Below are 26,867 nucleotides of genomic sequence, written 5' to 3' on the forward strand. Positions count from 1 at the left end.
AAAGCTTGCCTATGCCGTCTGAGATAACCCGTGCCGCTCTAGAAGAAAAGGCGTTGGCGCTAGGTTTTGACAAAATCGGCATTGCCGCCGTAGCGCCGCTGCAAGCGGATCAAAGCTTGCCCGCCGCCGAAGCCACCACTCAGCACTGGCTCCAGCACTGGCTCCAGCAAGGCTACCAGGCGGATATGACCTGGATGGAAAATCCCAAACGCCAAAATATTCGCCAAGTGATGCCAGAAGCGCGATCGCTGATTTGTGTAGCCCTCAACTACTACACCCCGCACCAACGGCCTGACAAGCCTCAATTTGCCAAAATTTCTCGCTATGGCTGGGGTCGCGACTATCACCGCGTTTTGCACCGAAAGCTCAAAGCTTTGGTTCAGTGGCTGCAGGATCAAACCCGTACAGAACAAATTCGTTACTACGCCGATACTGGCCCTGTACAAGACAAGTTTTGGGCGCAGCAAGCCGGGATTGGCTGGATCGCCAAAAATGGCAACGTCATCACCCGCGAATACGGTTCCTGGGTGTTTTTAGGCGAAATTCTAACGCCGTTGGTGCTGCCGAGCGATCGCCCCCATACAGCCCACTGCGGCACCTGCACCCGCTGCTTAGACGCTTGTCCGACCCAGGCTATCCGTTCAGCGGGCATTGTAGACGCCAATCGCTGCATTGCTTATCACACAATTGAAAATCGCGCCGAAGAACTACCCGCGGCGATCGCCCAAAATCTCAACGGCTGGGTAGCTGGCTGTGACATCTGCCAAGATGTTTGCCCCTGGAACCAGCGCTTTGCTCAACCAACAGACGTTGAAGACTTTCAGCCCTATCCTTGGAACATTTCGCCCACTTTAGACGAACTAGCCAACCTCACCGACGAAGACTGGCATCAGCGCTTTCCCGCCTCTGCCCTCCGTCGCATTAAGCCTGCCATGCTGCGCCGCAACGCCCGCGCCAACCGCTAGCTTAACGGTACAGCCGTCTCTAACGGAGAAAGCGGCAGCGAAAAGTAAAAAGTTGTGCCGTGACCTACCTGGCTTTCAAAGCTAATACGCCCCCGATGGAGTTCTACACACTGCTTAGCGATCGAAAGCCCTAAACCTATGCCCGGAATATGGGCGACTTTGTATCCTCGATAAAAAGGTTCAAACAGATAAGCCCGGTCTTTTTCCAAAATGCCTGGGCCGTTATCGGTGACGCTAAAGTGAATCTGATCGATTTGTAAGTCTAGCTTGACTTCAATTTGCGAGGAGACGGGCGAGTATTTGACACTATTAGAAATCAGGTTAGTCAAAATACGCTCCAGTAAGTGTTCGTCTAAATAAACGCCTTCAGCTAACCGGGTAGCCGTGCGGCTAATCGTCAAACGCAACTGATGCTGGGGCGCATCTAACTGCATTTTCTCGACCAACTGACGACACCAGCTCAATAAATCTAAAGCTATCGGCTTAAACGGTAGCTGATTCGTCCCCGCCTGATTGATAAACAAAAGATCATCTAGAAGCTGGGTTGTGTGACGAACGTAGGTTTGAATTGTGTCGAAGTGCTTTTGCTTTTTGGCTTCATCTAGGCGATCGCTGAAGTCTCTAAGAATCCCTGCCGAAGAAGAAATCACCGCCAGCGGCGTGCGAAACTCGTGGGAGGTTGTTGCAATAAAACGCGACTTGAGTTCATTGAGTTCCCGTTCTTTAGCGATCGCCTTTTGAATTTCTTCTTCAGCGCGGCGGCGGCGGCTAATGTCGATTAGCAAACCGTCCCACAGGGTTGAACCATCCGCTTGGCGTTCCGGCTCGGCAATCCCTTTAACCCAAACGATACCGCCAGAAGCCGAGACAAAACGGCCTTCCCAAGACCAGCGCATCAGCCGCCGAGCGGACACAGCAATTGATTCCTCTAGCAAAATGCGATCTTCGGGATGAACCCGATCCCACAAAACCGCCGCCTCTTGCTGAATCATCTCGGGTTCAAGTTCAAGAATCTCTTGCACCCGACTGCTGATATAGGGAATCTGTTGCTGGCCATCGGCAGACAAAATAAACTGATAAATGGCACCAGGAACGTTGGCAGCAATTCGCTTGAACCTGGCTTCACTACGGCGTAGCTGAGCCTCAGCCTGTTTACGAGCCGTAATATCCTCAACAACTGCCAAAGAATAAAACGCCGCCTCAGAAGTGCTACAAAGGGCAGAAACACTCAAATTGACCCATACCGTCTTACCCGTTTTGTGCAAATAGCGCTTTTCTAGGGTAAAGGTAGAAATCACCCCAGCCTTCAACCGCTCGTGCAGATCAAGCCCCAAGCTACTGTCTTCTGGATGCGTAATCTGGTCAAACGACATCTGCAACAGTTCAGCTTCTGCATACCCCAAAATGCTACACAGGCGTTGATTCACCTGGACGAAGTAGCCGTCGGCATCAACCCGGCACATGCCAACCGCTGCCTGCTGAAAAATAGTGCGAAAGTTTTCCTCACTAGCGCGCAGGGCTTGGGTCATCCGCTGGCGCTCTAGCTCAGCGCTAGCACGAGCCGCAAAGATTCGCAGTATTTTTTCAACTGCTTCTGAATACTGAAAGGGTTTGTCATCAATTACGCTGAGCAGCCCGATGGACTGCCCCATACGATCCACCAGCGCTACCGCAAAATAGCTCACGGCACCGAGTTGCTGTAGCGGCTGACACTGAGGAAATTGCCGCTGAATACGCTCTGGACAGCAGTAGATTCCCTGCTGTAGGGCGATCGCATCGGGGGTATTCGCTGTAGCGCCGCTAACGGTGTGTGTAGCGCCGTCATTAGCCCAAACGGCAATCGTTTCTAGCTGGTTGGCACGTACTTGTTCAGTGACGGTGGCATATTGCACCCCCAAGGTTTGAGCCAGATGCCGCACCAAAGCTGGGAAAAAAGCTTCGCCCACTGTGCTAGCTGTTTCTTCGACTAACGCTTCTAGAACGGCCTGGTTGCGCTGACATTCAGTAATATCGCGGGCATTGATGACAACGGCCTCAACATCGGCGTTTTCAGTAATGATAGGACTCAGCGCATATTCAAAAACGCGATTACCTTTTACGGTAGCCACTGTCGTTTGATAAATACCCGGTTGGCGGGTGGCAAACACCTCTTTAATCTGCCGTTCGAGCTGGATCACCAGTCGCTGAGGTAAACCCACTTCGCTACAGGTGCGGCCAATCATATCTCCTGGCTGCAAGCCCATACTGCCTGCCCCTGGGCGGGCTGCATACAAAAACCGATATTGGCGATCGACACAGTAAATATGATCAGGAGACGATTCTAAAATCGTATTTAAGGTGCGAGCCTGCTGCTGTAGCCGCAGCGTTCTCTCCTGAATCAAAGTTTCCAAATTTTGGTTTTGAGTAGACAAGCGCTGTAACAAACGGTCACGCTCCTGCTGCGCCTGCCGTTCGGCGGTGATGTCAGTGTGCAAACCAACATAACCCACGAGTTCCTGGGCTTCGTTGTGGATGGTATCGACTTTGACCAAAACCACCCGGCGATCGCCTTGGTGGTTGCGCATTAGCGCTTCTCCAGACCAGTTTCCCTGCTGAGAAACCGTTTCGCGAATGGTTTGTAGCTGCTGTGTGTCTTCATACAACACCTCCGCCCCGCCTGCAGTTTCCAGCGCCGCCAGACTATAGCCAAACAAGTTGATCCAAGCCGGGTTGGCGTAAACAAAGTTGCCGTCTTTGTCAGTAATGATGATACCGTCGCTAGCGTGCTCTACAGCTTTGGCAATCTGACGCCAGTAAGCCCCAACAAATGGCTTTGCAGTTTCATCTGAATTCATAGTAAGTGCCTACTATCGGCAACGAAACAACCCGCAAACAGCAGCAGTTTAGCCAAAGCAATCTCTAATGCGATCGCTGTACCAATCGCTATCGTCCTAGCATCTATCGTTTGCCCCTTTGTCTTCAACCGTTGAACTGCCGTTTTTTAGTCTATTTAAATTTGGTTTAAACCCGCATCACAACGGCGATTAAACTGTCTAACCCCTGTTGAGCTTGCCGAGAAAAGCCGTCTGAGACATACGGGATATTGCAGAAACCCGTCTGAGCTAATTTACGCAAACTCAGAACCCAGGATACCCATTGTTCAGCCCCACCCAGAGGCTTGCCCCTAGCAAAATACCAGCAAAACGTTGACGATGAGCTATGCTAGCTGCAAGTGCGTTAATTTGAGTTGCTGAATCTGTGCTAAAGCGTATTTCTCTAGTCTCCTGTCTGGTTGCCGCTGGTTTCTTCATTTCTCCCAAGCCAGCCATCTCCCAAGCACTTGTGCCTTATACGCTACCGCTAGACTTTGAACAGCTCCAGCAAGAGGGGCTACTCCTGGCTCAAGAGGCAGCCCAACTCGCCCAATTTCAGCAGTATCAAGCAGCTCTATCTAGAGCGCAGCTCGCCGTTCAGTTAGCCCCTGGTGAAGCGGATATCTGGGGGTTGCTAGGGACGCTTTACTTACAGTCAGATCAGCCTGAAAAGGCCATCAACGCCCTAGAAACAGCGCAAACCTTAGCACCCGACAACGCCGCCGTTCTCTTTGCCCTCGGTACGGCTTATTTTCAAGAATCTCGTTACCTGCAAGCGGTTGAGTATATTGAATCGGGTCTGGCGATCGAGCCGGATAACGCTGGCGCTCTTTTTGACTTGGGCAACGCATACTACAAGCTCAATCGTTATGACAAAGCGATTACCAGCTATGAGCAAGCCGCTGCCCAAGAAGCAGAATTTTGGCCTGCGATCAACAACATTGGTCTGGTTCTCTACGAAATGGGTCGCCCAGAAGACGCTATTGAGCAGTGGCAAGACGCGCTAGCCATTGCTGCAGGTGAATCTGAACCTCAACTGGCGATCGCCGTTACCCTCTACAACCAGGGGCAACGAGAAACCGCCATCAATCTAGCCACTGAAGCCCTAGAGCGGGATAGTCGCTACGCGGATATTAGCTTTTTGGAAGAAAATCTTTGGGGTGAGCAGTTGCTAAGCGCCACTCAGCAGTTTTTTGCCACCCCTGCGATGCAAGCTTTAATTGCACAGCTATAAAAACAGGAAAAAGCCTTGCAATCATAGGGTTTTCAGGGCTGAGCTTTGAGATTGGTTGAGTCAGCCCGCCGCTCAATCTGCAAAGCGGTTAACTAGTTGGCGCTAACGCTTAATCCACAGAAAACTTGACAGCGCTAAAGCCGTACCTTGAAAATTAGGCTTGCTAAATTTCAGTTCTAGTCGTACAAGTGTACTTATCCCTAAAAGCTTCAGTTAGTCTTCGGTGGGCAGCAGAGCTAAAATATCATCTACAAATTTTTGGTGATCGACCACAGGTTTGGAGATATAACCATCTGCTCCGCTTTGCTGCAAGAAGTTTTCGCGATCGCCATCCATCGCATGAGCCGTGACCAAAATGACTGGCAGCTTTGCTGTCGCTGGATTAGACTTCAGCATTTGCGTAATGGTAATACCGTCTACAGGCTTGCCCTGATATACGCTGTGCGCTAGCGAGACATCCATCAAGATAATATCGGCTTCCTGATTATGGGCAATTTGCATCACCTCTTCCACATTTTCGGTGTGCTTCACTGCTAGCCCGCCACGCTTGGTCAAAATTTTGGAAAAGACACGGGCATTAATCATGTCATCTTCCACAATCAGAACAGTTTTCATAGAGCCTTGAGGTCAAAGATTTAGGAAAGGTCAAGCAGGTAAAAACAGCATGAATGGATTTGTTCAAGTACCCCTGAAGGTTTTTTTCCTACCCTGGGTAGTACTGAGATAGACGCCCTACAGCAGAACCAGTTGTGAAGTTAAGCCTTAGCTTGCGCATTGAGTATTATCACTTTTCTGCTCTGCATATAAGTTACAGCATTGTTACAGACGATTCGGATTTTTAGCTCAAATTTCAAGGAAAACAGCTCATGGCGAAGCAGCTCAATCGGCCTTCCCCCGGCCAGGTTATAGTCACCTCCCTTCATTCTGAAGTACAGCGATCGTACTTGGAATATGCCATGAGTGTGATCGTGGGGCGGGCGCTGCCGGATGTCCGCGACGGCCTTAAGCCCGTTCATCGCCGCATTCTCTACGCTATGTATGAGCTGGGTTTGACCCCCGATCGCCCTTTCCGCAAGTGCGCTCGCGTGGTTGGGGATGTTTTGGGTAAATACCACCCCCACGGCGATCAAGCTGTCTACGACGCCCTGGTAAGGATGGTGCAGTCGTTTTCGAGCCGTTATCCATTGCTAGCGGGGCACGGCAATTTTGGTTCGGTAGACAATGATCCTCCCGCAGCAATGCGTTATACCGAAACGCGGCTGGCCCCTATTGGTTATGAAGCTCTGCTCGGTGAGATTGGCGAAGCCACCGTTGACTTTACGGATAACTTTGATAGTTCTCAACAGGAACCCATTGTTTTACCGTCTCAGTTACCCAATTTGCTGCTCAACGGTAGTTCTGGCATTGCCGTTGGTATGGCAACTAACATTCCGCCTCATAACCTGGCGGAAGTGATTGACGGTCTGATTGCTCTAATCGATCAGCCGATGCTATCTGACGATGACCTTTTTGCTTTAATTCCGGGGCCAGATTTTCCCACCGGGGGCGAAATTATCAGCAAAGAGGGGATTCGCGAGGCCTATCGCACCGGGCGCGGCAGCATTCCCTTGCGGGGCATTGCCACGTTTGAAGAAATTCGACCTGGACGGGGTCGGCAGCGGCGCAACGCTATTGTGGTGACTGAACTGCCTTACCAGGTGAATAAAGCTGGCTGGATTGAAAAAATTGCTGACCTGGTCAACAACAGCAAAATTGAGGGCATTGCTGATATTCGCGACGAGAGCGATCGCGATGGTATGCGGGTTGTCATTGAGCTAAAACGAGAAGCCCAGCCGCAATTGGTTTTGAATGCGCTCTACAAACTGACCCCTTTGCAGAGCAATTTTGGCGCAATTTTACTCGCCCTCGATCAGGGTCAACCCCGGCAAATGCCGCTGCGATCGCTGTTAGAGGCTTTTCTCAACTTCCGCGAAGAAACCCTAACGCGCCAGTACCAACACGAACTGGAAAAAGCCGAAAGTCGCCTGCATTTAGTAGAAGGGCTGCGTACCGCGCTGGCTAATCTAGACGCTGTCATTGATATTTTGCGGCAGGCGGCTGATGGCACCACTGCTAAAGTTCAGCTTAAAGCCCAGTTTGAACTCAGCGATCGCCAAGCCGATGCCATCTTAGCCATGCCGCTGCGTCGCCTCACCGATCTAGAGCAGCAAAACCTCCAAACCGAATATCAAGAGCTATCGGCGCGTATGCGTCAGCTCAACCAGCTCTTATCAAACCGCAAAGAACTGTTGAAAGCGCTCAAAAAAGAGCTGCGATCGCTGAAGAAAAAGTTTGGCGACCCTCGCCGTACCCGTATTCAAACAGAAGCCGAGCGCGCCGAAGAAAAACAATTAATTGCCGAAATCGTAGCGGAAGAAGTCGAAACCGAAGTCGTTTTAGAGTTTTCGGCGCGGGGATACGTCCGGCGGTCTTCACCGCGCTCGTTTCAACGGCGACAGGCGCGACAGACAACCGAGGCTGCTGCCACCCTACAAGAAACGGAAGATTTCTTAATTCAAACTGAATCAGCATTGACGTCACAAGAACTGCTGGTGCTGACCCAAGACGGCAAAGCTTATACATTCTCGGTCGGTGACATTCCTCAGACTTCACGCCAGTCAAAAGGCACGCCTTTGGTGAGCCTTTTGCCAGACTCAGTCCCCCCTGACCCAGAGGCCATCGTCACGCAAATTGTGCTGACGGAAAGCTTGCTGCCCAAAGAGCTAATACTGATTACTCAGGCAGGACGGATCAAGCGGCAGCCACTTTCAGACTTTACAAACCTCACAGGACGCGGACTGACAGCGCTGAAGCTTAAAGGAGACGACAAGCTTCAGCAGGCTGTACTGGCTCAAACCGGAGATCTCCTGGTTCTAGGAACTTCGGGTGGGCGACTGCTCAAGTTTGTGCTGGATGACGACCAACTGCCGATTATGGGTCGCAATGCCCAAGGCCCCAAAGCCTTACGACTGCGCAAGCAAGAAACGCTGGTGGGCTGTCTGGCGGTTCAGGCGGACGATACGCTGCTGTTGATCTCGGCGTTGGGTTTTGCTAAACATATGCCTGTTCAAGCGCTACGATTAGCCAATCGAGGCGACATTGGTACACAAGCTTTTCGCTTTAGTCTCAAGTCTGATAGTCTGGCGGCCATTGTTCCGGCCCTGCCCGAAACCGAGGTAACGCTTAGCACAACTGAAGGACGCATTGCCCAAATTTTGCCGGATGCAGTGCCGCGTCAGGGTAAAGATACGCCTTGCGATCGCCTGCTTAGCCCCGGTCGAGGTGAAAAAATTGTGGCTGCCATGATTTCTTCTCTGGTAGACGAGCAGACCGAAGAAGAATAAGCGTAACCAGGCTTGGTAATCCGCTACAATCAGGCGACAATCAATTGAAAACTGGCTGAATTTGCTGTGGCTCGCGTTGTTTTAGAAAACATCTACAAAACCTTTTCACGTCACCACCGCGATCGCACGGCTGAGTTAGAAGTCGCTGCTGTGCCGCTGGTTAATGAAGCGGCGATCGCCACAGAATCAGCCGCCGTCACCCATACGACGGTTCTCAAGCGGATTAACCTCACGGTTGAAGACGGTGAGTTTATGGTCTTGGTAGGGCCATCTGGCTGCGGGAAAAGTACGCTACTACGGCTGATCGCTGGGTTAGAAGCGTTAACAGCTGGCAATGTTTGGGTGGGCGATCGCTTGGTTAATCAACTGCCGCCCAAGCAGCGCGATATTGCCATGGTGTTTCAAAGCTATGCCCTCTATCCTCATCTGAGCGTCTACGATAACCTGGCCTTTGGGCTACGGCGCATGCCCCAAGTCACCTTAGAAACGGGTTCTGTTGATGGGGGGGGTGAAGCCTCTAGCGAAGCGCAAACAGCTTGGTGGTGGGAATCGGTGCTGGTTTCGCTGAGCCGACCTTTGCCCAAAGCATGGCGCTACCTTTCTCAGGCTGAACGTCTTATAGACGAGCGCGTGCGGGCAGTGGCTCGGATGCTACAAATTGAACCGCTGCTCAACCGGATGCCGCGACAACTCTCCGGCGGGCAAAAGCAACGGGTAGCTTTGGGTCGAGCCATGTCACGCAACCCTCAAGTTTTTTTGATGGATGAACCCTTATCCAATCTAGATGCCAAGCTTCGCAATGAAACCCGCTCCCAAATCGTCAACTTGCAGCGATCGCTGGGAATTACGACGCTCTATGTCACCCACGATCAAACTGAAGCGATGACAATGGGCGATCGCATTGCCGTTATGAACCAAGGCCAAATTCAGCAAGTAGCCCCTCCTCTAACGCTGTACCACCATCCGGCTAATCGCTTCGTGGCGGAATTTATTGGCTCTCCGCCCATGAATTTTATGCCTGTTCAAGTCAAAGGCGCGCCCGTCATTAGCCACCCCCAGTTTCGCCTAACGCTGCCGGGCCATTGGGAAGAGACGCTAACCCCCTACGAAGGGCAAACCGTTTTGCTGGGCATTCGTCCCGAACATCTGACGGTGGGCTTACCAGCCCCTAAAAACCTATGTGTAAAGGTGAGTCGGGTAGAAGCTTTAGGCAGTGAAACCTATGTGACGGTCGATTTGGCTGGTGAAAGCTTACAAGCCAGACTAGAAGGCAATCGTACCTTGCAGTTGGGTGAAGAACTGTGGCTAGCGATCGCAGCCGATCACGTCCATCTTTTCGACATCACCACCGAACAAGCCATTCATCCTTAAAACGGAATTTTTTTCTTGCTGGCTTTTTCGCGTTCGTAGTTAAGTTCTTTCAGCTTTTTCATAATCCGGCTGAAATACTCTTGCATGTAGGCTTCTAGCGTCGTCATTTCTGAGCGATCGATGCCGAAGGTTTCATAGACTTCATCCATCGATGCATCAATCGGCTGACCACTTGCGATTACTTCTGCAAAGGCCAATCGATCAGAAAGGTTCCAGCCCCACTGGAAAAACCTGGCAACCCGGCGCACCCCCTTGAGCAGCCCTAAAGGCATTTGCGAAACCTTAGCTTCTTGACCCGAAAGCCGTTCGCAAAGTCGAATAATTTCGTAAGCCCCCCAGGCGCGAGTACCTGCCATCGGAAAAGTTTGATTTTCGGCTGCAGCTAGCTTTAGCGACTTCACCGCAAAGCGAGCAATATCTTGCGTGTTCATATAGGCAATGGGGGCTGCTTCTCCCATCACCCAAACAGCTTGCTTTTCCAGTATTGGAATCGCATATTGGCTAATCAACCCCTGCATAAAGCCACAGGGGCGCAGTACGGTGTAGGTTAGTCCCGACTCTGCCAAAAATTTTTCTGTGCATCGCTTAATATCCATCAGCGGCACATGGGGATATTTATCCGCGTTTAGAATAGATAAAAAGACAAATCGCTCAACCCCTGCTGCCTGAGCCGCTTGAATTAAGGCTACTTTACCTTCCCAGTCAACCTGATAAATACTGGCTGCATCCGTAGGCCGGGCCGTTGCCGCATCAATAACAGCCGTTACCCCCTCTAAAGCAGGGGGCAAAGTTTCTGGTTTACACAAGTTAGCTCTTACCAGGGTGGCGCCCCACTCTCTCAAAAAGGCGGCTTTTTGAAAACTGCGCACCAAGCACCGTACCTCGTATCCCTCATCCAGGGCACGGCGAACGATTTGCCTTCCTAAGGTGCCAGTGGCACCAACAATGAGTAAAGTCATGAGGGAAATGTAACAAAACTTAGATTTTCTAAGAATATCAGATTATTCCATTGCCGGGGGTAATCTACCCGCTTGAGCCTACTCCTCGCCGCCTTGAATCCGCAGCATTAGAAAGCCCAAAGCTAGACCTACCAGGATGAGGGAAAATGCTAAGACTGCTGAGTTAAAGATTTCGCCGCTCATAATTTTTAGTTGTGTTCCTCCCACTAAATCAGCCTTAAACTGAGGCTGATGAAAAATAACTTTACTTGCAGACTCAATTCTAAAACAGTTTGGGGCTTCTTCCGAGAAGTCAGGCAGTTGCGTTTGGGCAAAGCCAAAGGGTGATTGGTGTTCTACTCTTCTGACTGGTAGCCTTCGTCAGCCGACCTGTTTTGCCCCGTTTATGAGACGCTAGGAAAAAAAGCTTATGTGTTCAGCGATGTTCTCTCGCCGTCCCCGCTTAGCTATTACCCTGGGTGATCCAGCCGGAATTGGGCCTGAAGTGGTGCTTAAAGCGCTGGCAGACCAACGCTGGCGATCGCAAGCTGACATTACCCTGGTGGGCAATGCGGCTCTACTACAGCAAACCTATCAGCAGCTATCCCAGCTTGCGCTACCCTTAGCCGACCCCGCCACGTTTCCTCACATAGACATTGCGGTAGCCCCTGCGATCGCCGCCCAGGTGAAAATGGGTATTGGCAATGGAGCCAGCGGCGACATCAGCTTTCAGGCTTTGCAAACCGCTATTCGGCAAACGCTCAGCGCTCAGTTTGATGGCATTGTCACAGCTCCTATTGCCAAATCGGCGTGGCAACTGGCAGGACATCGCTACCCCGGTCAAACTGAATTACTAGCTGAAGCAGCCGGATGCGATCGCTTTGGCATGTTGTTCGTAGCGCGATCGCCCCATAGCGATTGGCAGTTGCGGACGCTACTGGCCACAACCCATATTCCCTTAGCCGAAGTACCAACGACCCTTTCACCTGCGCTGATGAGTCGAAAACTAGATCTGCTGATCGAGTGCCTACAGCAAGATTTTGGCCTCGCTCAGCCTCGCATCGCCATTGCCGGACTCAATCCCCACAGTGGCGAACAGGGACAGCTCGGCTCCGAAGAACAAAGCTGGCTCATTCCCTGGCTACAACAGCAACGCGATCGCTATCCCTCGCTAACGCTAGACGGCCTGGTTCCACCCGATACGCTGTGGGTTAATCCTGGACAGGCTTGGTTCAACCAGCAGCCCGCTCACGATGCTTACCTAGCGCTTTATCACGATCAGGGTCTTATTCCCGTCAAGCTTTTAGCATTCGATCGCGCGGTGAACACGACAATTGGGCTACCGTTTGTGCGCACCTCGCCCGACCACGGCACGGCTTTTGATATTGCTGGGCAGGGAATCGCTGCCGCAACCAGTATGACAGCGGCTATCGAACTTGGAATTGAGCTATGCTGTCAGCGTCAGCAGCGATCGCTAGGACAACACAACCTGGCTTAAAAGCTATGATTTGATGACTTTGTAACGCCTGCTGTTTTGGCATATTTGCGGCTCGTTAACTGGTAGAAACACGTAGGCGTTTAACCCAGTCCTTAAATTTAAGCAAGTTTATTGGAAGATTAAGAGAAGGCAATGGCTTCTCCCCGTTCTAATTGCTACCGTCGTAGAATTAGCTAGGCTTACAGCCTTAACAACTAACAATATTTATTAATCCTACGAGGATTGATTTGGAGAGACAATATCGGAGCTGCCAGAGAAGGCAATAGCAGAAAAAAACAGTATGATCTGTTACAGAAATGTTTCCCAAAGTTCAGTCTTTCACTAAATCTCCCATAGGGTTTTGAATCTACATCGGTTAGACTCAACTGACCAATTTATTCCCACTGATGTCTTTTGACAGGGTGAATTATGCTTCAGTCGCTTTCTTATTCGGTTGACTTCATTCAAGATGAAGCCCGTCAACTCGTCCAAAAAGGTACCGTTAGCCGTCAGCAGCCCATCTACACGCTGTGCAAATATATTCCTGCGCGTGAGTGGGCAGGGGTCGAAGCTGAGTTAGAAGCACGGGGTTTCTTACTCAGAGATCGTATCAGCGACCTGATGGGGCGTGAAGACTGGGACAACGACTAGTTTTAACCCTAAAACAGCGTTAGCTGTGTAGGGGGTTGGCTTAGCGGTTGCCAAGGTAAAGGTTGTTGCAAAACTCCCTGTTGCTGTAGAAGCTGATAAAAGTGATAGGCGATCGCGGGTGATTTAGCTTCAATAGGACAGTGGACAAAAAAGTAGGTTTGGGTTCCTTGGTTTAGCCATTGCTGTAGCTGGGGAACCCACGCTGCTAAATAGGGCTGGTTAAGGGCTAGCTCAGGGTGGCTAATATAGCGCACCAGGGTAAAAGAAGCGGTTACAACTGGCTGTAGGGGTACCTGCGGCTTGCGGCGCTCCGAATTTAGCTGTGGATCGCGACTTCCTGTCTTTAAGCCGTCATAAACGGGTCGAGTATCTAGTAATACTCGGCCAGTGTTGTGCTGAGTTAAAAGTTGATTGAGCTGAGCCACATAGGGAGGCTTAAACCAGTCTAAGTGGCGCACCTCAACGGCCAAGGAAAAATCTGAATGCGGCCACTGAGCCAGAAAGCTGGCTAGATCGGCTAGGGCAGCAGGGCTATAGCTAGGCGGTAGCTGGGCAAAACAGGGGCCAAGGCGATCGCCTAAAGGCGCTATGCGGTGTAAAAAAGCGATCGCTTCTGCCAGGTGAGGACTCAAAGCCCCTCGATGGGTAATCAGACGCGGCAATTTTAGGCAAAACTTAAAAGTTTCTGGCGTCTCCACCGCCCACCGATGCACCATCGCTGCACTCGGCACCGAATAAAAGGTTGTATTGCCTTCAACGGCAGTAAGCCGTTGGCTGTAAAGCTTGAGGAAATCTCTAGCCCGACTGTTCGGTGGAAAAAACTCACCCACCCAATCTTTGTAAGCCCATACGGCACAGCCAAGCAAGAAAGAAGCACCCATCACACCGGAGGAAAATGTAACAATTCAAGAGAAGCCAGCCTATTCTCAGTATGCCGTTTATTCACACTCCTCAGCCGTGGCAGTTGCCAGCACGCACTATCACCCCTGAGTCTGCCTTTGTCAATCGCCGTCGATTTATTAAAACCCTGGTGGGAGCCGGAATTGGCACCACTGCTGCATTGGCGTTAGGGGGATGTCAGCAACCCCTAACCGATGAAGATATTGCACCTGAATTACGCAAAACACTAGGCCAACCGCTAAAAAGGATCACCACTAACCCAGCGTTTGCTGAGGTTGATCGACCCATTACCCAGCAAGTCTACGCCAGTAGCTATAACAACTTTTACGAATTCGGCAGTACCAAGCGCATCTGGCGTAAAGCTCAAGACCTCCCTACTGATGACTGGCAGGTTGAGGTGTCTGGATTGGTCAAAAATCCACGTACCTATGACCTTGACGATCTGAAAAAGCAGTTTCCCTTAGAAGAGCGCGTTTATCGGTTTCGCTGTGTTGAAGCTTGGGCGATGGTGGTGCCCTGGATTGGATTTCCGATGCGTCTAGTCATGGCAGCCGTAGAACCGACTTCAGAAGCTCAGTACGTCCGCTTTACCTCGTTTTACGACGAACAGGTTAGTTCTGGCCCTGCTTGGCCGCCTTCTGCCTATATGCCCTGGCCTTATACAGAGGCGCTAACAGTCGCTGAAATGGCGAACGACCTTGCTTTCTTTGCGGTGGGTGTGTACGGTCGTACGCTACCGAAGCAACATGGGGCACCCATTCGCATGGTTGTACCCTGGAAATATGGCTTTAAAGGAGCCAAGTCAGTTGTCAAAATTGAGTTTGTTAAAGAGCGTCCGGAAACGTTTTGGCATACTCTTAGCCCTAACGAATACGGTTTTGTCTCCAATGTTGATCCCAACGTTCCTCACCCTCGCTGGTCACAAGAGACAGAACGTGTTCTCGGCGAAGGGACTAACCCGTTTAATTGGGAGCGGCAGGAGACGCTGCTTTACAACGGCTATGGTGAGTATGTAGCAGATTTGTATGCGTAGGTTGCCAGAACGGAGGAACGGAGGAACAGCTAGGAAAAATGGGGACGGTGGTTTTGCCAGCAGGGTATGATTTGCGGCCAGCGATCGCGGCTGATATCTGGCCTATTCGCTGGCAAGTGCTGCGATCGCGGCTAGATCCAACCCAGCTTCGCTGGCAGCAGTTTTGGGTGATTGAGTACCAGGGACAGATGGTAGCCTGTGGTCAGTTACGGCAGTTTGAGCAGGCTCAAGAACTGGGCAGCTTAGTGGTGGTTCCAGCCCATCGCAATCAGGGCTTGGGTACTTACCTTACCCAGCATTTGTTTGAACAAGCCAACCAGCCTTTATATTTAGAATGCTTGGGCGATCGCCTTGCTAGTTTCTATCAGCGGCTGGGCTTTAGCATTGCTAGCTGGGACACCATGCCAATAGCGATGCAGCGAAAATTTAAGCGATCGCGTTTAGCAGCGCGTTGGTTGGGGTTACCGCTACAAATTTTAGAATATAGCGGTAGCTTTTAGCCATTGAGGCACTTCAATGGCTAAAAGCTGCTGAGCGCAAAGCTTTCCTTCTGCCCTTAGTGATAGCTATATATTCCATAAAAAAAGCGCTGAATGGCTTCAGCGCAGTGACCTAGATGCAGTTGTTGAAAGGGTCTTTAGCCACCTGCAACCGCAGGCACAATGCTAACTTCATCCCCATCACTTAGAGGCGTTTCCTTGCCGTCGAGAAAACGAATGTCTTCGCTGTTGACATAGAAGTTGACAAAGCGGCGCAGTTCGCCGTTGTCGTCGCAAAGCCGTGCTTTAATACCCGGACAGTTGGCTTCTAAAGCGTTCAGCATTTCGACAATGTTGCCGCCTTCACATTCGAGGGTGGCTTGGTTGTTGGTGAACTTTTGTAGCGGTGTAGGAATCAGAACTTTGACAGACATGATGACTCGAACAGATAAATAAACAATCAAAACCAGACTATGCCGCAATTCTCTGAAAACTAGACTGAAGTTTGCTGCCACTCCAAACGCTCTAAGGTACGAGCCCGTTCTAAGGCTCGCTCAAAGCTATCTAGTTTCGGTTCAATCGTCAGCGGCTCACCAATATAACCTTGAACGGCTTCTTGGGTTTTCAGCCCGTTGCCTGTAATGTAGGCCACTGTCGTTTCGTCGGGGTCAATTTTGCCCGCTTCTACAAGCTTTTTCAAAACGGCAATGGTCGTACCGCCTGCGGTTTCGGTGAAAATGCCTTCGGTTTCAGCTAGCAGCTTGATGCCATCGACAATTTCGGCATCGGTGACCGACTCAATGTTGCCATTGGTTTTACGCGCAATATCGAGCGCATAAATCCCGTCTGCAGGGTTGCCAATTGCGATTGACTTAGCAATGGTGCTGGGCTTAACAGGGCTAACAAAATCCCGACCTGCTTGAAAGGCTTGGGCAATAGGCGAACAACCTTCAGCCTGAGCACCGCTAAAGCGCACTGCTTTGTCGTCTACCAGACCGACTTTAATAAACTCTTGGAAACCCTTGTAGATTTTGGTGTAAAGAGAGCCAGAGGCTAACGGCGCTACGATGTGATCTGGCAATTGCCAGCCAAGCTGTTCTGCAACCTCAAAACCTAGCGTTTTAGAACCTTCAGAATAGTAAGGACGCAGGTTGATATTAACGAAACCCCAACCGTGGGTATTGGCAACTTCAGAACACAGGCGATTGACCTGGTCATAGTTGCCCTGCACTGCCATTACGGTTGGGCCATAAATCAGCGTTCCTAAAACTTTGCCTGCTTCTAAATCAGAAGGAATAAAAACACAGCAGTCTAGCCCCGCGTGAGCTGCGATCGCGGCTGTAGAGTTTGCCAGGTTGCCTGTACTTGCACATGAAACCGTGGAAAAACCCAGTTCTTGAGCTTTGGTCAGTGCTACAGATACGACTCGATCCTTAAAGCTCAACGTCGGCATGTTGACCGCATCGTTCTTGATATAAAGATTTTTGAGGCCAAGGCGACGGGCAAGGCGATTGGTTTTGAGCAAAGGGGTCATGCCTGTGCCAACATCGATGGGGTGATCAGTGGCAATCGGCAAAAATTCTTTATAGCGCCAGATAGACTTAGGCCCAGCCGCAATTTTTTCCCGGCTAACGCGACGACGAATTTCGTCGTAGTCATAAGCAACCTCTAAGGGGCCAAAACAGACATCTTCACAAACATGTTTGGCTCCGAGTTCATAGGTTTCACCGCACTCCCGACACTTGAGGTTGGTGAAGGTGGTTTTAGCCGTGAGCTGCTTTTCAATTGCCTGAGTCATGGTTCTAACTGCGCTAGGTCGAGACAACAACAATCGATTTTTCAACCGACTCGCTGGATAGTAACACAGTCAAAAAAACTCAGTCAAACATACCCGACTTTTTTGGTCGGGTATTGTCAAAGGTGCTTCAGATAAGGCTTGGCAGCCAATGCGATCGCACCAAGTCAAAACTTTGGTTCTATAAAAAAGTTCAGTTTGCTCAAAAATTTGAGGTTTCAGCTATAGCTACAGCTGAGAGCCAGCTTTTCTGTCAGGGGCTTGCAGAAAAACTGCTTACTTTTTGTAGCCAAGTTCATCTGCGATCGCGCTTCTTCGGGACAGGTTACTGACGCGAACCCAGTTCTGAGCCGACGTTCGCCTCGTAGTCATAGCTCGTAGTCATAGAAAGGCTGTCAAGTTTGATCAACGTCATCATCGTTTCTGCCAGTCAGCCGTCTCTATAAAAACTTCGTGCCACAACAAAACCCCACTTTGACCAAAGTGGGGTTTTGTTTAACAGAAACATAAAGCTGAGAAGATTCAAGCTAGTCTAAACCTTGTATAAGGCTTGAGTAACTTTGTCACCCAGCTAGCCAGCTCAAGCTAGCCTACTAGGGAGTTACGTTTTCTAGCGCTTCTTCTACTTTTTGCTCAACGGACTCAGCCGAGCGTGAGTTTTCAGGCCGATACATTTTCTCGGCATCTGCAGCCCCTTGAATTTCATTAGCCCCTTCAGCGGCTTCAGACTGGACTTCAGCACCAGAGCGAGGCTCGCGCTTGAGCACTTCTTCGGAACGATCTCGGACGTTGGGCAGCGCGTCAGTCCCCTCGTGAGGCGAACTTTGGCGACTACCTAAGGCAGCAGCAGGCAGCGCTTGAGAAAATAGCAGCACAGCCCCAATCGCAATACTTAAGAAGAAACGTACAACTTTAACCTTAGAAAAATTAAAACCTAGCAATTTCATACAAAGTTCCTCCAGAACTATGTTTTCAACAATAAAGGGACACCACACATCCACCTGCTGTGAGCTTAAGTGGTTGCCTGTTTAGACTATTTGTTTATGTGACCCGTAGTCTTTAAATTTAATGAATCCGCTTCAAGCCCACAGACGTTCGAGCATATCCAAGCCATGCCAGCGCTTGATAGTGACCTAATCCAGGTTTTCCTATCGCTTAACTGACGCTCAAACACCTAGCTGCACAAAGCTGTAGCTCAAATTAAACGGTCATCGTTAAAGACCTTACTCTTTATAGTTGAGCGATCGCCGTTGTCACATCTCCCAGAAGAACGAATCGGCTAGAAGAAAACCTTAGGGAAGCTCAATCTTCTGGCAGAGGCGGTTAGAATACAAAGTTCTGTAGCAAGCGCAACTTTTTAAGCTAGGATTGTAAACAATCATCTAAACTCCGACCGGAAAACCGGGGTTTATGGCAAGATAGCTTAGTAAATTGGCTGAGCTTGTTCTTTAGTCTTCTCCTTGCAAATCATTTAGGTAACAGCGATATGACGCTTCAACTTGGCGATACAGTCCCTAACTTTACCCAACAGACCTCTGAGGGTGAAATCGACTTTTATGACTGGGCCGGTGATAGCTGGGTTGTTTTGTTTTCTCACCCAGCCGACTACACGCCTGTCTGCACCACCGAGCTAGGCGAAGTCGCTAAGCTCAAGTCTGATTTTGAAAAGCGCAATGCTAAGGTTATTGCCCTCAGCGTTGATGATGCGGATTCTCACAAAGGTTGGATCAGCGACATCAATGAAACGCAGAAAACCAACGTCAACTATCCCATCATTGCGGACGCTGACCAAAAGGTTTCTAACCTTTACGGCATGATTCACCCCAACGCCAACGCTAAGGTGACTGTGCGTACGGTATTTGTCATCGATCCCAACCGGAAACTGCGTCTCACCATCACCTATCCCCCCAGCACCGGACGGAATTTTCAAGAAATTCTGCGAGTGATCGATTCACTACAGCTAACAGACAATTACAGCGTGGCCACGCCCGTTAACTGGCAAGAAGGCGAGGACGTTGTGGTTTCTCCCGCCATTCCTACCGAGGAAGCTAAGCAGAAGTTTCCCAAAGGGGTTACTGAGATCAAGCCTTACTTGCGCATGACGCCTCAGCCTAACAAGTAAGTTCTGATTCGTCTGGGATATTTAAGAGTACACATCAGTGTGCTCTTTTTTTTACCGTGTGGCTGGGACACTTCACTCTGTGTCCCAGCAAACATTATTTTGGGGAATTCTGTAGCTAGAACTGTAGTGAAACCAGATCAGCGTGAATTCCATCAGGTTATTTATGAAAAAACGGACACAGTGCCCCCATTGCGAAAGCGCTCAGTTACTACGAATTGGCGTTCGGGGCATTAAAAAATGCGCCAATTGCGGCTCATTCGTAGATGTCCGTCGTCGCGGTTGGCTATCTAACCTGCTTTCTGCTAAAGCCAGTTAGTCTTCTAGATATCCCAGTTCTTGTAGTCGTCGCTGTACTTCCGGATCGTCAAAACCGGGTGCCCGCGCTGCCACTGCGGCTAAGGCTGCTGCCGTTGAGCGATCGCCGACAAAGGCTTGTAAGCATTCCTGTAGCACTTCTACATTTTCTGGCAAAATATCGCTGAGGTTAAGGTCTTCGCGGGGGTCTTCGATCACATCGTACAGTTCCACGCGATCGCGTCCGGTTTCGATTAGCTTGTGGCGACCCATCCAAACCGCTCGCCGGGGCTGATCACAAGCGCGATCGCGCACTAAATCGGGTTGGCGCTTTTGCATTAGGTTCACCACATTTTGGGGGGGTATAGCTTCTGAAAATACATGGTCAGGCGTCGGGCGATCGCTGGCCTGCACCAAACTTAAAGCAGCTTCTGCAGGCGTTGCCAACCCGGCTGCGGCCAGTGCCGTATGAAACAATCGGCGCGTAGAGACAACCTGCTCAATCCGCACACCTTGCGGCAGTTGGTTGTTTGGGTCACGAATAATGAGCGGCACCTGAACCAGTTCGTTGTAAATAGACAAACTGTGACCCATCAACTGCTTTTCGCCTAGATGTTCCCCATGATCTGCGCAAATAATCACCAGGGTTTGATCAAGGCGTCCTGACTGCTGGAGTTGCTGAAAAAATTTGCCCAACTGCATATCTTGGTGAGCTACTTCAGCGTCATACATGCCATCTAGAGTTTTCTTTTGCTGCTCATCTAAGGCTCCTGTCAAAGGAGCTAACCAGCCATAGACATCGCTGTTAAAACGCTGCAAAAAATTACGGGCATCGCGATCTTGCAGCACATGGGGTGCAAACTGCTCAATGTACTGTCGGGGTGGATGGTAGGGCATGTGGGTGCCCATCAAATTCACAAAGGTAAAAATCGGCTGATGGGGCTGAACGCCTTTACGTTCAATCAGCAGCCGCGCCGTATCTTCAAGCGACTTGGCTGTATTCCCCTTAAAACTCAGTGCCGTTTGCCACAGCGGCACCATGAGCGGCGTAAATGATAGCGCCAGCAGCGTATCAGATCGGGCAAAGGCATCTTGTACGCGGTTGAGTAGCTTAGCCAAAACGCCTTTAAAGAACTGGCGATAACGCCCAATCAACCCCGGTGATTTACCAGCCTGATTGGGTCGCGAAGTGAGCAAACCGCTGTAGTTCAAAAAGCTGTCAAATCCTCGCCGCAAGCCATTATTAATCACCCCGACTAAAGGATTGTTGCAAAAGCCAGCCGTGTAATACCCACCTTGCCGCAGACGCTCAGCCAGTGTTTCAACCTGGTCTGACATGACTGAATAAGACTGAAACATTTGATGCTCAGACGGATACAGCCCGGTAAACATAGACGCATGGGAAGGTACCGTCCACTGAGCAGCCGCGATCGCGTTGTTAAAGAGGGTCGCCTCAGCCGCTAGTGCATCTAAATGAGGTGAGGTGGGCTGATCATAGCCATAGCACGACAAGCGATCGGCTCGCTGAGTATCGAGAACCAAAAATAGGATGTCAGGATGCTGAGTAGACATAGTAGGAATAGGCAGGGTCAAAGACCTGGGCAGCTAATTGGCTAACTTAGAGAATTGAGGTAAATGAGGCTAATCTGCATTTACCCTAGCGTATGGATGGGTGAGCTGTAGCGCCTCTCAAGACAGGAATTTAGGTTGGACAAGATGGCTAAGCCCTGGGCGGGCTACCTCACAAAGTATTAGCGAGAAGCGAGGGAGGCTAGGATGTCAGCCGCAGGCGATACTGTAACCCAACGCAGCCGCCCAACTAAGAGGGCAGCTAAGATCGAGAATGGTTCTCAATTAGAAATTAAACACAGATCTAATTGGCGCTTAGAATTTGCTCATCGGTTGAAAAGTCAATTTCTGCTTGATGACGCTGAGTCGCGAGATAATCGTGCTGAAAAGCGTCCTTTAAACCGCTAATTAGGTCGAATGCAGGTCGCCAGTCAAGATCAGCTTTAGCTTTTGCAATCGAGGTGAAGAAGTGCTGCACCCGCATGGGAAAGGCTTTGCGTTTGCCAAAGTCAAACTGCTTAGGATTGTAGTGAACAATTTGTAAGCGATCAGGTGATTTGCCTGCCGCCTCGGCGCAGGCTCGGGCCAAGCCATCAAACGTGACGGCTTTTTCACCGGAGATATTGTAGATCTGCCCGATCGCTTTTGGATTGCCCAGAATAGCCGCCATTGCCTGAGCTAAATCATGCACATGGCCGAGTTGGGTAAGGGCCATGCCTTGCCCTGGAATCAGAATGGGGCGATCGCGAACAATTCGATCAAAGAACCAGGCTTCTAAGTCGTTGTAGTTTTGGGGGCCATAAATATAAACAGGGCGCACCGCAGTAAAAGGAATGCCTTGAGCTTGGAGATAGTCTTCAGTTGCAAACTTACCTTTGTGACGACTGTTGGGATCTACAGCGTCGCCTTCCATGTGGGGCATTTGGTCAGATTTTTGGTACACTCCAGCGGAGCTAACATAGACAAAATGCTGTAGCTTGTCTTGAAAAATTTCGACTAGCGGTTGGGTATCGCTAAGTTCACGGCCATTGTTGTCAAAAATGGCGTCAAAGGATTCTCCTGCTAGTTTCTGCTTGAGCTGGGCTACTTCTTTGCGATCGCCGTGAATTTGACTTACACCTGCCATTGGGGCGGGTTTGTTGCCCCGGTTAAACAGCACTACCTCATGGCCTTGCTTTACTAAAATCTGCGTCAGGTAAACCCCAATAAAGCGGGTTCCCCCCATTACTAAAATCCGCATGACATTCTCCCAAACGGCCATCACTCTTTAATCTTAAGCTGCAGTGGGCGGATCATCGTGCACCAAAGTGCTACCGTGACTGAAGCACACCTTTCAACCGCGATCGCATGACTGCTTTTCAACCGCTCTCTTCGGCTGTTCCCCTGGATGAAATTCGCTACAACGATCAGGGCTTAGTGCCTGCGATTGTGCAAGACTATTTAGACGGTGCGGTACTGATGCTGGCCTGGATGAACCGGGAGTCGCTACAAAAAACGCTGGAAACGGGAGAGACCTGGTTTTGGAGCCGATCGCGGCAGGAATTTTGGCACAAAGGCGCAACGTCTGGGCATCTGCAAAAAGTTCAGTCTATCCGCTATGACTGCGATAGCGACGCGCTGCTGGTTACGGTGGAGCAAAGGGGGGATGTGGCTTGTCATACTGGAGAGCGCAGCTGCTTTCACCAAACGAACGGTGAGATTCACCCCCCCCCTGCAGATACGCTATCTCAGGTGTTTGCAGTCATTAGCGATCGCCGTGACCATCCTAAGGAAGGGTCTTATACCAATAAACTATTTGAGGGGGGTGACAACAAAATTCTGAAGAAAATTGGCGAAGAAGCGGCGGAAGTGGTGATGGCTTGCAAAGACGACGATCCAACTGCGATCGCGGCGGAAGTAGCAGATTTGCTTTACCACACTTTAGTAGCCCTCTCACACCACAATGTTGACCTGAAGGCGGTTTATCGTAAGCTGCAAGAACGACGGCGTTAAAAATCTCCGGGCGGCTTTATCACGCTGGGCTTCGGCTTTGCTCAGTATCAAGTCTGGTTGCTTAACAGTGCGGCAGCGTGGACTGTTGCTTCGGGCAGTTAGTAGGATGGATATAGCTCAGGGCAGACGTTAGAGGGCAGCAGGCAGTAGGAAAACTTTTCTATCAAAGGCTTTCAGAAAATTTTTTATGCGGCCTTAGCGGTAACTTTGCTTCATTACTCCAATAGACGCTAGCACAAAAAATGAGCTTAATAGAGCCAAAAACCCGTTAAAACGGCTGAAGCACAGTTGTCAGAAAGTGATTTAATCAACTAACTTTTCTAGCATGGATAGGCAATTCGATAAAAAAGCTAGTCCCCCTAGTGGGCGTAGAGTCACACCACAGTTTGCCTTGATGCTTTTCAACTACGATTTGATAGCATACGGATAAGCCCAAACCTGTACCCTGCCCGACAGGTTTAGTGGTGAAAAAAGGATCAAATAGCTTAGAACGAATTTCTTCAGGAATCCCAACGCCATTATCAGAGATAGCAATCGTGACAGTATCTTTTTGCGTTTGAGTAGCTTTAATCCAAATCGTATTTGGCTTAGCCATAAGCTCTTGAAAGGTTCGTTCTTGATTAGCTTCTTCTAAAGCATCAATTGCATTACTGAGAATATTCATAAACACTTGGTTGAGGAATCCGGCATAGCATTCAACCAACGGTAGCTGACCATATTCCTTGAAAACTTCAATTTCAGGGCGATCGGCTGTCGCTTTTAGCCGATGCTGCAAAATTACCAAGGTACTATCAATGCCTTCGCGGATATCAACTACTTTTAATTCAGCTTCATCTAGTCGAGAGAAATTACGTAGCGATAACACAATCGCTTGAATACGCTCAGTCCCAATTTGCATAGACTGAACTGTTTTTAGTAAGTCTTCAGCTAAAAAGTCTATTTCGAGTTCGTCTAGTTCTTTTTGTAACGCTTGTGGAGGGTGAGGGTACTGCTGTTGATAAGAGCGGATTATTTTTAATAAGCTTTTAGAATACTTAGAAATGTGAATTAAGTTGCCATAAATAAAGCCAACGGGATTATTAATTTCATGGGCAATACCTGCTACCATCTGGCCCAGAGCAGACATTTTTTCACTCTGTAGCATTTGCAGTTGAGTTTGCCTGAGTGTTCGCAGCGTTTGTTCTAAAACGGCGTTTTTTTCGTGCAGTTCTTCGGTTCTCTGATGAACGCGAGTTTCTAAGGTTTCATTGGTTCTGGCCAGCTCAGCAAAAGCTAGCCGTAATTTGTCTTCTGCTTGGGCGCGTTCTGTCATAGTGGCTGTAACCACCAAAACAGTCAGCGTCACCACCCCAATGAAAGACTGTAGTTGCGTCAAAGACTGGTTTAAATCTGCGCTGGCAAAGCCGCCTTTACCGTTGACGGTTGCAATCACTGCGATCGCGGCCACGATAAAGCTCAGCAGCGTTGCCCCCGGTTGCCCCAAACGAAAGGCAGACCACAGCAATATTGGAATTAACACATATTCCAATCGGTGTCCGGCGGTAAAAGCTACCCTGCCTGCGAAAATGACCAACCCCACCAAGAGCAGTGACTCAACCACAGGCCAAAATTGCCAGCGCCCTAAGCGAGACCAGTTGCTATTTTCAGGAAGCTGGGCAAACGGCTCTAAAACGGAAGGCCAGGGTAGCCATTTTTGAGGTCGATTGCGATTTGTCCGAATGAGCTGTCCCCAGCTCAACATCACGGGGGTAACGATAAAAATGCCTGAGACATTGGAAATCCACCAGGTTACCCAAACCATTCCATAAGCTGACCAGCCAACCTTGCCACTCAGCGCTAAGCAAGTGACTCCCACGGTGGCATTCACGGTTGGCCCCACCATACCAGCCAAGATCAAAAACTTAAATACATCAACGACTTGTTCTAGCGGATAGCGAAGTTTAGTAGATTTTCGTAATAAGTAGGCACTGAGCAGCGTCCCCAGCGTGGTGCCAACTGCAATACCTAACACAGGCAAGGTAGAAATTATTAGAGACAGAAAACTCGTTGGATCTCTGAAAGCCCAGAAGTTGGCAAGGAAAGAACCCAGCAGAACTCCGTAACTAATCCAGTTGCCAAACAATAAAACAGCCCCAACCGCAATGCCATCCGGCGGCCAAACCGGAGTCACATCTTGAGGTGTAGAGGCAAGATATCGAGAGACTTCTGCCATCACGTAGTAAGCGATCGCCAAAACTGCGATCGCCCCAACCTGCCTCAGCCTACGGGGAACTACAGAGAACTTTTGTGAGAGCATTTGATTCGTGTTATACCGGACTGCCACTGCCCGCTTTAGCATGCCCTCCCCTCTTTATGCCATAAACTCAGACACTTGAGGTCTAAAAGATGAGATTTTTAAGGAGGCATAAGTACTCATCAAAAGCTTTATTTTTCCATCTTAAGAGCCAAATTATAGAGGGAAAAGCTCTCATATTTCTATATATCTAATTACAAATTCTCTTTCGTCGGCCATTACTTAAAGTTTCTAATCACTTGAGATGGCCAGACTGGCTAGCCTATAACGTCTTGGCTTTGCCGTAACGGAATTTGAATGATAAACTCTGTCCCATGACCAAAAGTAGAAAAACAATCTAATTTACCGTGGTGTTTCTCTACTACAATTTGGTGGCTGATAGACATACCCAGACCAGATCCTTTACCAATTGGTTTGGTGGTGAAAAATGGATCAAAAATCTGTTGTTGTTGCTGCTCAGAAATGCCTACACCATTGTCAGCTATCGAAATTTTCACCCCTTGAGAAACTAGCAAAGCAGTTTGAATTTTAATACAAGGTGGCTTAGCTAGATTTTCTGACTTAGCGGCCTGTGCAACGCTTTCTTCAATCGCATCTATAGCATTGACTAAAATATTCATAAAAACCTGATTGAGGGCACTCGGATAACATTCAATGTTGGGTAGGTTATCATAGTCTTTTTCTACCTCAATTTTAGGCCGCTCTGATCTAGCCTTAAGACGATTTTGTAACAGCATTAAGGTACTATCAATACCCTCATGAATATTAACGTCTTTTAACTCGGCTTCGTCCATGCGCGAAAAGCTTCGTAAAGACAACACCATTTGTCGAATACGATTGCTACCTTCTCGCATAGAAGTCAGTAACCTGGGCAAATCTGCTTGAATAAAATCTAGATCGATTTCTGCTGCTAGTATTTCAGCTTCTTCTAGAGGAGTCGGGTAATGGTTTTGATAAAACCTGGTAATTTCTAGCAAGCTTTCTGCATATTCTTGAACATGAAACAAGTTGCCATAAATAAAGTTGACTGGATTGTTAATTTCATGCGCAATACCGGCAACTAATTGCCCTAAGCTCGACATCTTTTCTCGCTGCACCAGTTGGGAGTGTGCTTGCTTCAGCTCTACCATTGCCGTTTCTAGTAGCTGATTTTTGTTTTCTAGCTCTATTTTGGAGCTAAAAATTTGGCTAAAACGGGCAAGCAAATCAAAACTTTGATAAAAGCTCAGAAATCGCAGGGCAATCACAACTGTGGCAAAATCAGCAAGGGTTTGTAAAAAAAACGACCCTGGTAATCCTAACGCTCCAACTGCATGCAAACCGTGGCCAAAGGCACAACTAAAAAAAATCAGAGCTACTGTTACAACCAGCGAATCAACGTTGTTTGAGCGATTTCGCCAAATACCGTAGGCAATTCCACTGCCGATGGCAAAATAGCAACAAGAAATGATTAAGTTTTCTCCCACTAACAACCAACTGAGTTGGTTGACTTCAAATACTTGATGCATGTGCCACCGCT

22 protein-coding genes are annotated in these 26,867 nt (G+C 49.4%); 10 read left to right on the forward strand and 12 right to left on the reverse strand.

Features of this window, described 5'->3' with window-relative positions:
• Window positions 1-11: 11 nt before the first annotated feature.
• Complete coding sequence (gene queG, locus ACTS3T_RS13260) at window positions 12-965, forward strand: tRNA epoxyqueuosine(34) reductase QueG (protein WP_462935139.1); 954 nt, start codon at window positions 12-14, stop codon at window positions 963-965.
• On the opposite strand, the gene ACTS3T_RS13265 is transcribed toward queG, so the two are convergent.
• The gene (locus ACTS3T_RS13265) at window positions 962-3,799 is read right to left on the reverse strand and encodes a PAS domain-containing sensor histidine kinase (protein WP_462935140.1); all 2,838 of its coding nucleotides are present in this window, start codon (window positions 3,797-3,799) and stop codon (window positions 962-964) included. The two genes, queG and ACTS3T_RS13265, sit on opposite strands and share 4 nt — an antisense overlap.
• Before the next feature lie 403 nt (window positions 3,800-4,202).
• Between ACTS3T_RS13265 and ACTS3T_RS13270 the strand changes: the two genes are divergently transcribed.
• Window positions 4,203-5,051: a tetratricopeptide repeat protein gene (locus ACTS3T_RS13270; protein ID WP_462935141.1), complete on the forward strand. Its 849-nt coding sequence runs from the start codon at window positions 4,203-4,205 to the stop codon at window positions 5,049-5,051.
• 213 nt (window positions 5,052-5,264) lie between these two features.
• Here the strand turns inward: ACTS3T_RS13270 and ACTS3T_RS13275 are convergent, their stop codons facing one another.
• Window positions 5,265-5,666: a response regulator gene (locus ACTS3T_RS13275; protein ID WP_462935142.1), complete on the reverse strand. Its 402-nt coding sequence runs from the start codon at window positions 5,664-5,666 to the stop codon at window positions 5,265-5,267.
• Between the two features lie 251 nt (window positions 5,667-5,917).
• Here ACTS3T_RS13275 and gyrA point away from each other — a divergent pair, with 251 nt between their 5' ends.
• Window positions 5,918-8,434: a DNA gyrase subunit A gene (gene gyrA / locus ACTS3T_RS13280; protein ID WP_462935143.1), complete on the forward strand. Its 2,517-nt coding sequence runs from the start codon at window positions 5,918-5,920 to the stop codon at window positions 8,432-8,434.
• A gap of 66 nt (window positions 8,435-8,500) precedes the next feature.
• On the forward strand, window positions 8,501-9,805 hold the full coding sequence (locus tag ACTS3T_RS13285; protein ID WP_462935144.1) for an ABC transporter ATP-binding protein: 1,305 nt from the start codon (window positions 8,501-8,503) through the stop codon (window positions 9,803-9,805).
• Here the strand turns inward: ACTS3T_RS13285 and ACTS3T_RS13290 are convergent.
• Both ACTS3T_RS13290 and petM read right to left on the reverse strand, forming a co-directional pair.
• On the reverse strand, window positions 9,802-10,764 hold the full coding sequence (locus ACTS3T_RS13290) for an SDR family oxidoreductase (protein WP_462935145.1): 963 nt from the start codon (window positions 10,762-10,764) through the stop codon (window positions 9,802-9,804). The two genes, ACTS3T_RS13285 and ACTS3T_RS13290, sit on opposite strands and share 4 nt — an antisense overlap.
• Before the next feature lie 78 nt (window positions 10,765-10,842).
• A complete protein-coding gene (petM, locus tag ACTS3T_RS13295; protein ID WP_462935146.1) occupies window positions 10,843-10,947 on the reverse strand; it encodes a cytochrome b6-f complex subunit PetM in 105 nt (34 codons plus the stop codon).
• Between the two features lie 226 nt (window positions 10,948-11,173).
• Here petM and pdxA point away from each other — a divergent pair, with 226 nt between their 5' ends.
• Both pdxA and ACTS3T_RS13305 read left to right on the forward strand, forming a co-directional pair.
• Complete coding sequence (gene pdxA / locus ACTS3T_RS13300) at window positions 11,174-12,241, forward strand: 4-hydroxythreonine-4-phosphate dehydrogenase PdxA (protein WP_462935147.1); 1,068 nt, start codon at window positions 11,174-11,176, stop codon at window positions 12,239-12,241.
• Window positions 12,242-12,649: 408 nt separating this feature from the next.
• Window positions 12,650-12,871: a DUF4327 family protein gene (locus tag ACTS3T_RS13305; RefSeq protein ID WP_462935148.1), complete on the forward strand. Its 222-nt coding sequence runs from the start codon at window positions 12,650-12,652 to the stop codon at window positions 12,869-12,871.
• An 8-nt stretch (window positions 12,872-12,879) separates the two neighbouring features.
• Here ACTS3T_RS13305 and ACTS3T_RS13310 read toward each other — a convergent pair whose 3' ends face one another.
• Entirely contained in the window at window positions 12,880-13,752 is an 873-nt protein-coding gene (locus ACTS3T_RS13310; protein ID WP_462935149.1) for a DUF72 domain-containing protein, read from the reverse strand.
• A 50-nt stretch (window positions 13,753-13,802) separates the two neighbouring features.
• Between ACTS3T_RS13310 and msrP the strand changes: the two genes are divergently transcribed.
• Window positions 13,803-14,804 carry a protein-methionine-sulfoxide reductase catalytic subunit MsrP gene (msrP, locus tag ACTS3T_RS13315; RefSeq protein ID WP_462935150.1) on the forward strand — a complete coding sequence of 334 codons (1,002 nt, stop codon included), beginning with the start codon at window positions 13,803-13,805 and terminating at the stop codon, window positions 14,802-14,804.
• Between the two features lie 38 nt (window positions 14,805-14,842).
• Window positions 14,843-15,304 (forward strand): GNAT family N-acetyltransferase, encoded by a 462-nt coding sequence (locus tag ACTS3T_RS13320; RefSeq protein WP_462935151.1) that lies wholly within the window; start codon window positions 14,843-14,845, stop codon window positions 15,302-15,304.
• A gap of 137 nt (window positions 15,305-15,441) precedes the next feature.
• Here the strand turns inward: ACTS3T_RS13320 and ACTS3T_RS13325 are convergent, their stop codons facing one another.
• The 3 genes from ACTS3T_RS13325 to ACTS3T_RS13335 all read right to left on the reverse strand — a co-directional run bounded on the left by ACTS3T_RS13325 (window position 15,442) and on the right by ACTS3T_RS13335 (window position 18,025).
• Window positions 15,442-15,717 carry a MoaD/ThiS family protein gene (locus tag ACTS3T_RS13325; RefSeq protein ID WP_462935152.1) on the reverse strand — a complete coding sequence of 92 codons (276 nt, stop codon included), beginning with the start codon at window positions 15,715-15,717 and terminating at the stop codon, window positions 15,442-15,444.
• A 59-nt stretch (window positions 15,718-15,776) separates the two neighbouring features.
• Entirely contained in the window at window positions 15,777-17,081 is a 1,305-nt protein-coding gene (gene thrC, locus ACTS3T_RS13330) for a threonine synthase (protein WP_462935153.1), read from the reverse strand.
• Window positions 17,082-17,671: 590 nt separating this feature from the next.
• Window positions 17,672-18,025 (reverse strand): hypothetical protein, encoded by a 354-nt coding sequence (locus tag ACTS3T_RS13335; RefSeq protein WP_462935154.1) that lies wholly within the window; start codon window positions 18,023-18,025, stop codon window positions 17,672-17,674.
• 539 nt (window positions 18,026-18,564) lie between these two features.
• On the opposite strand from ACTS3T_RS13335, the gene ACTS3T_RS13340 reads away from it, so the two are divergent.
• Entirely contained in the window at window positions 18,565-19,200 is a 636-nt protein-coding gene (locus ACTS3T_RS13340) for a peroxiredoxin (protein ID WP_462935155.1), read from the forward strand.
• 312 nt (window positions 19,201-19,512) lie between these two features.
• Here the strand turns inward: ACTS3T_RS13340 and ACTS3T_RS13345 are convergent, their stop codons facing one another.
• Together ACTS3T_RS13345 and ACTS3T_RS13350 are read right to left on the reverse strand one after the other, a co-directional pair.
• Window positions 19,513-21,066, reverse strand: a complete 1,554-nt coding sequence (locus ACTS3T_RS13345) for a sulfatase (RefSeq protein WP_462935156.1) — start codon at window positions 21,064-21,066, stop codon at window positions 19,513-19,515.
• 301 nt (window positions 21,067-21,367) lie between these two features.
• Complete coding sequence (locus ACTS3T_RS13350; protein ID WP_462935157.1) at window positions 21,368-22,303, reverse strand: NAD-dependent epimerase/dehydratase family protein; 936 nt, start codon at window positions 22,301-22,303, stop codon at window positions 21,368-21,370.
• Between the two features lie 107 nt (window positions 22,304-22,410).
• Here ACTS3T_RS13350 and hisIE point away from each other — a divergent pair, with 107 nt between their 5' ends.
• Complete coding sequence (gene hisIE / locus ACTS3T_RS13355; RefSeq protein WP_462935158.1) at window positions 22,411-23,055, forward strand: bifunctional phosphoribosyl-AMP cyclohydrolase/phosphoribosyl-ATP diphosphatase HisIE; 645 nt, start codon at window positions 22,411-22,413, stop codon at window positions 23,053-23,055.
• Window positions 23,056-23,362: 307 nt separating this feature from the next.
• Here the strand turns inward: hisIE and ACTS3T_RS13360 are convergent, their stop codons facing one another.
• Entirely contained in the window at window positions 23,363-25,393 is a 2,031-nt protein-coding gene (locus ACTS3T_RS13360; RefSeq protein WP_462935159.1) for an MASE1 domain-containing protein, read from the reverse strand.
• A 212-nt stretch (window positions 25,394-25,605) separates the two neighbouring features.
• Window positions 25,606-26,856, reverse strand: coding sequence for a sensor histidine kinase (locus ACTS3T_RS13365; protein ID WP_462935160.1), 1,251 nt, complete (start codon window positions 26,854-26,856; stop codon window positions 25,606-25,608).
• Window positions 26,857-26,867: the final 11 nt, after the last annotated feature.

The sequence above is a fragment of the Almyronema sp. genome (assembly GCF_052168255.1).
Classification (GTDB): domain Bacteria; phylum Cyanobacteriota; class Cyanobacteriia; order Phormidesmidales; family Phormidesmidaceae; genus Sphaerothrix; species Sphaerothrix epifaneia.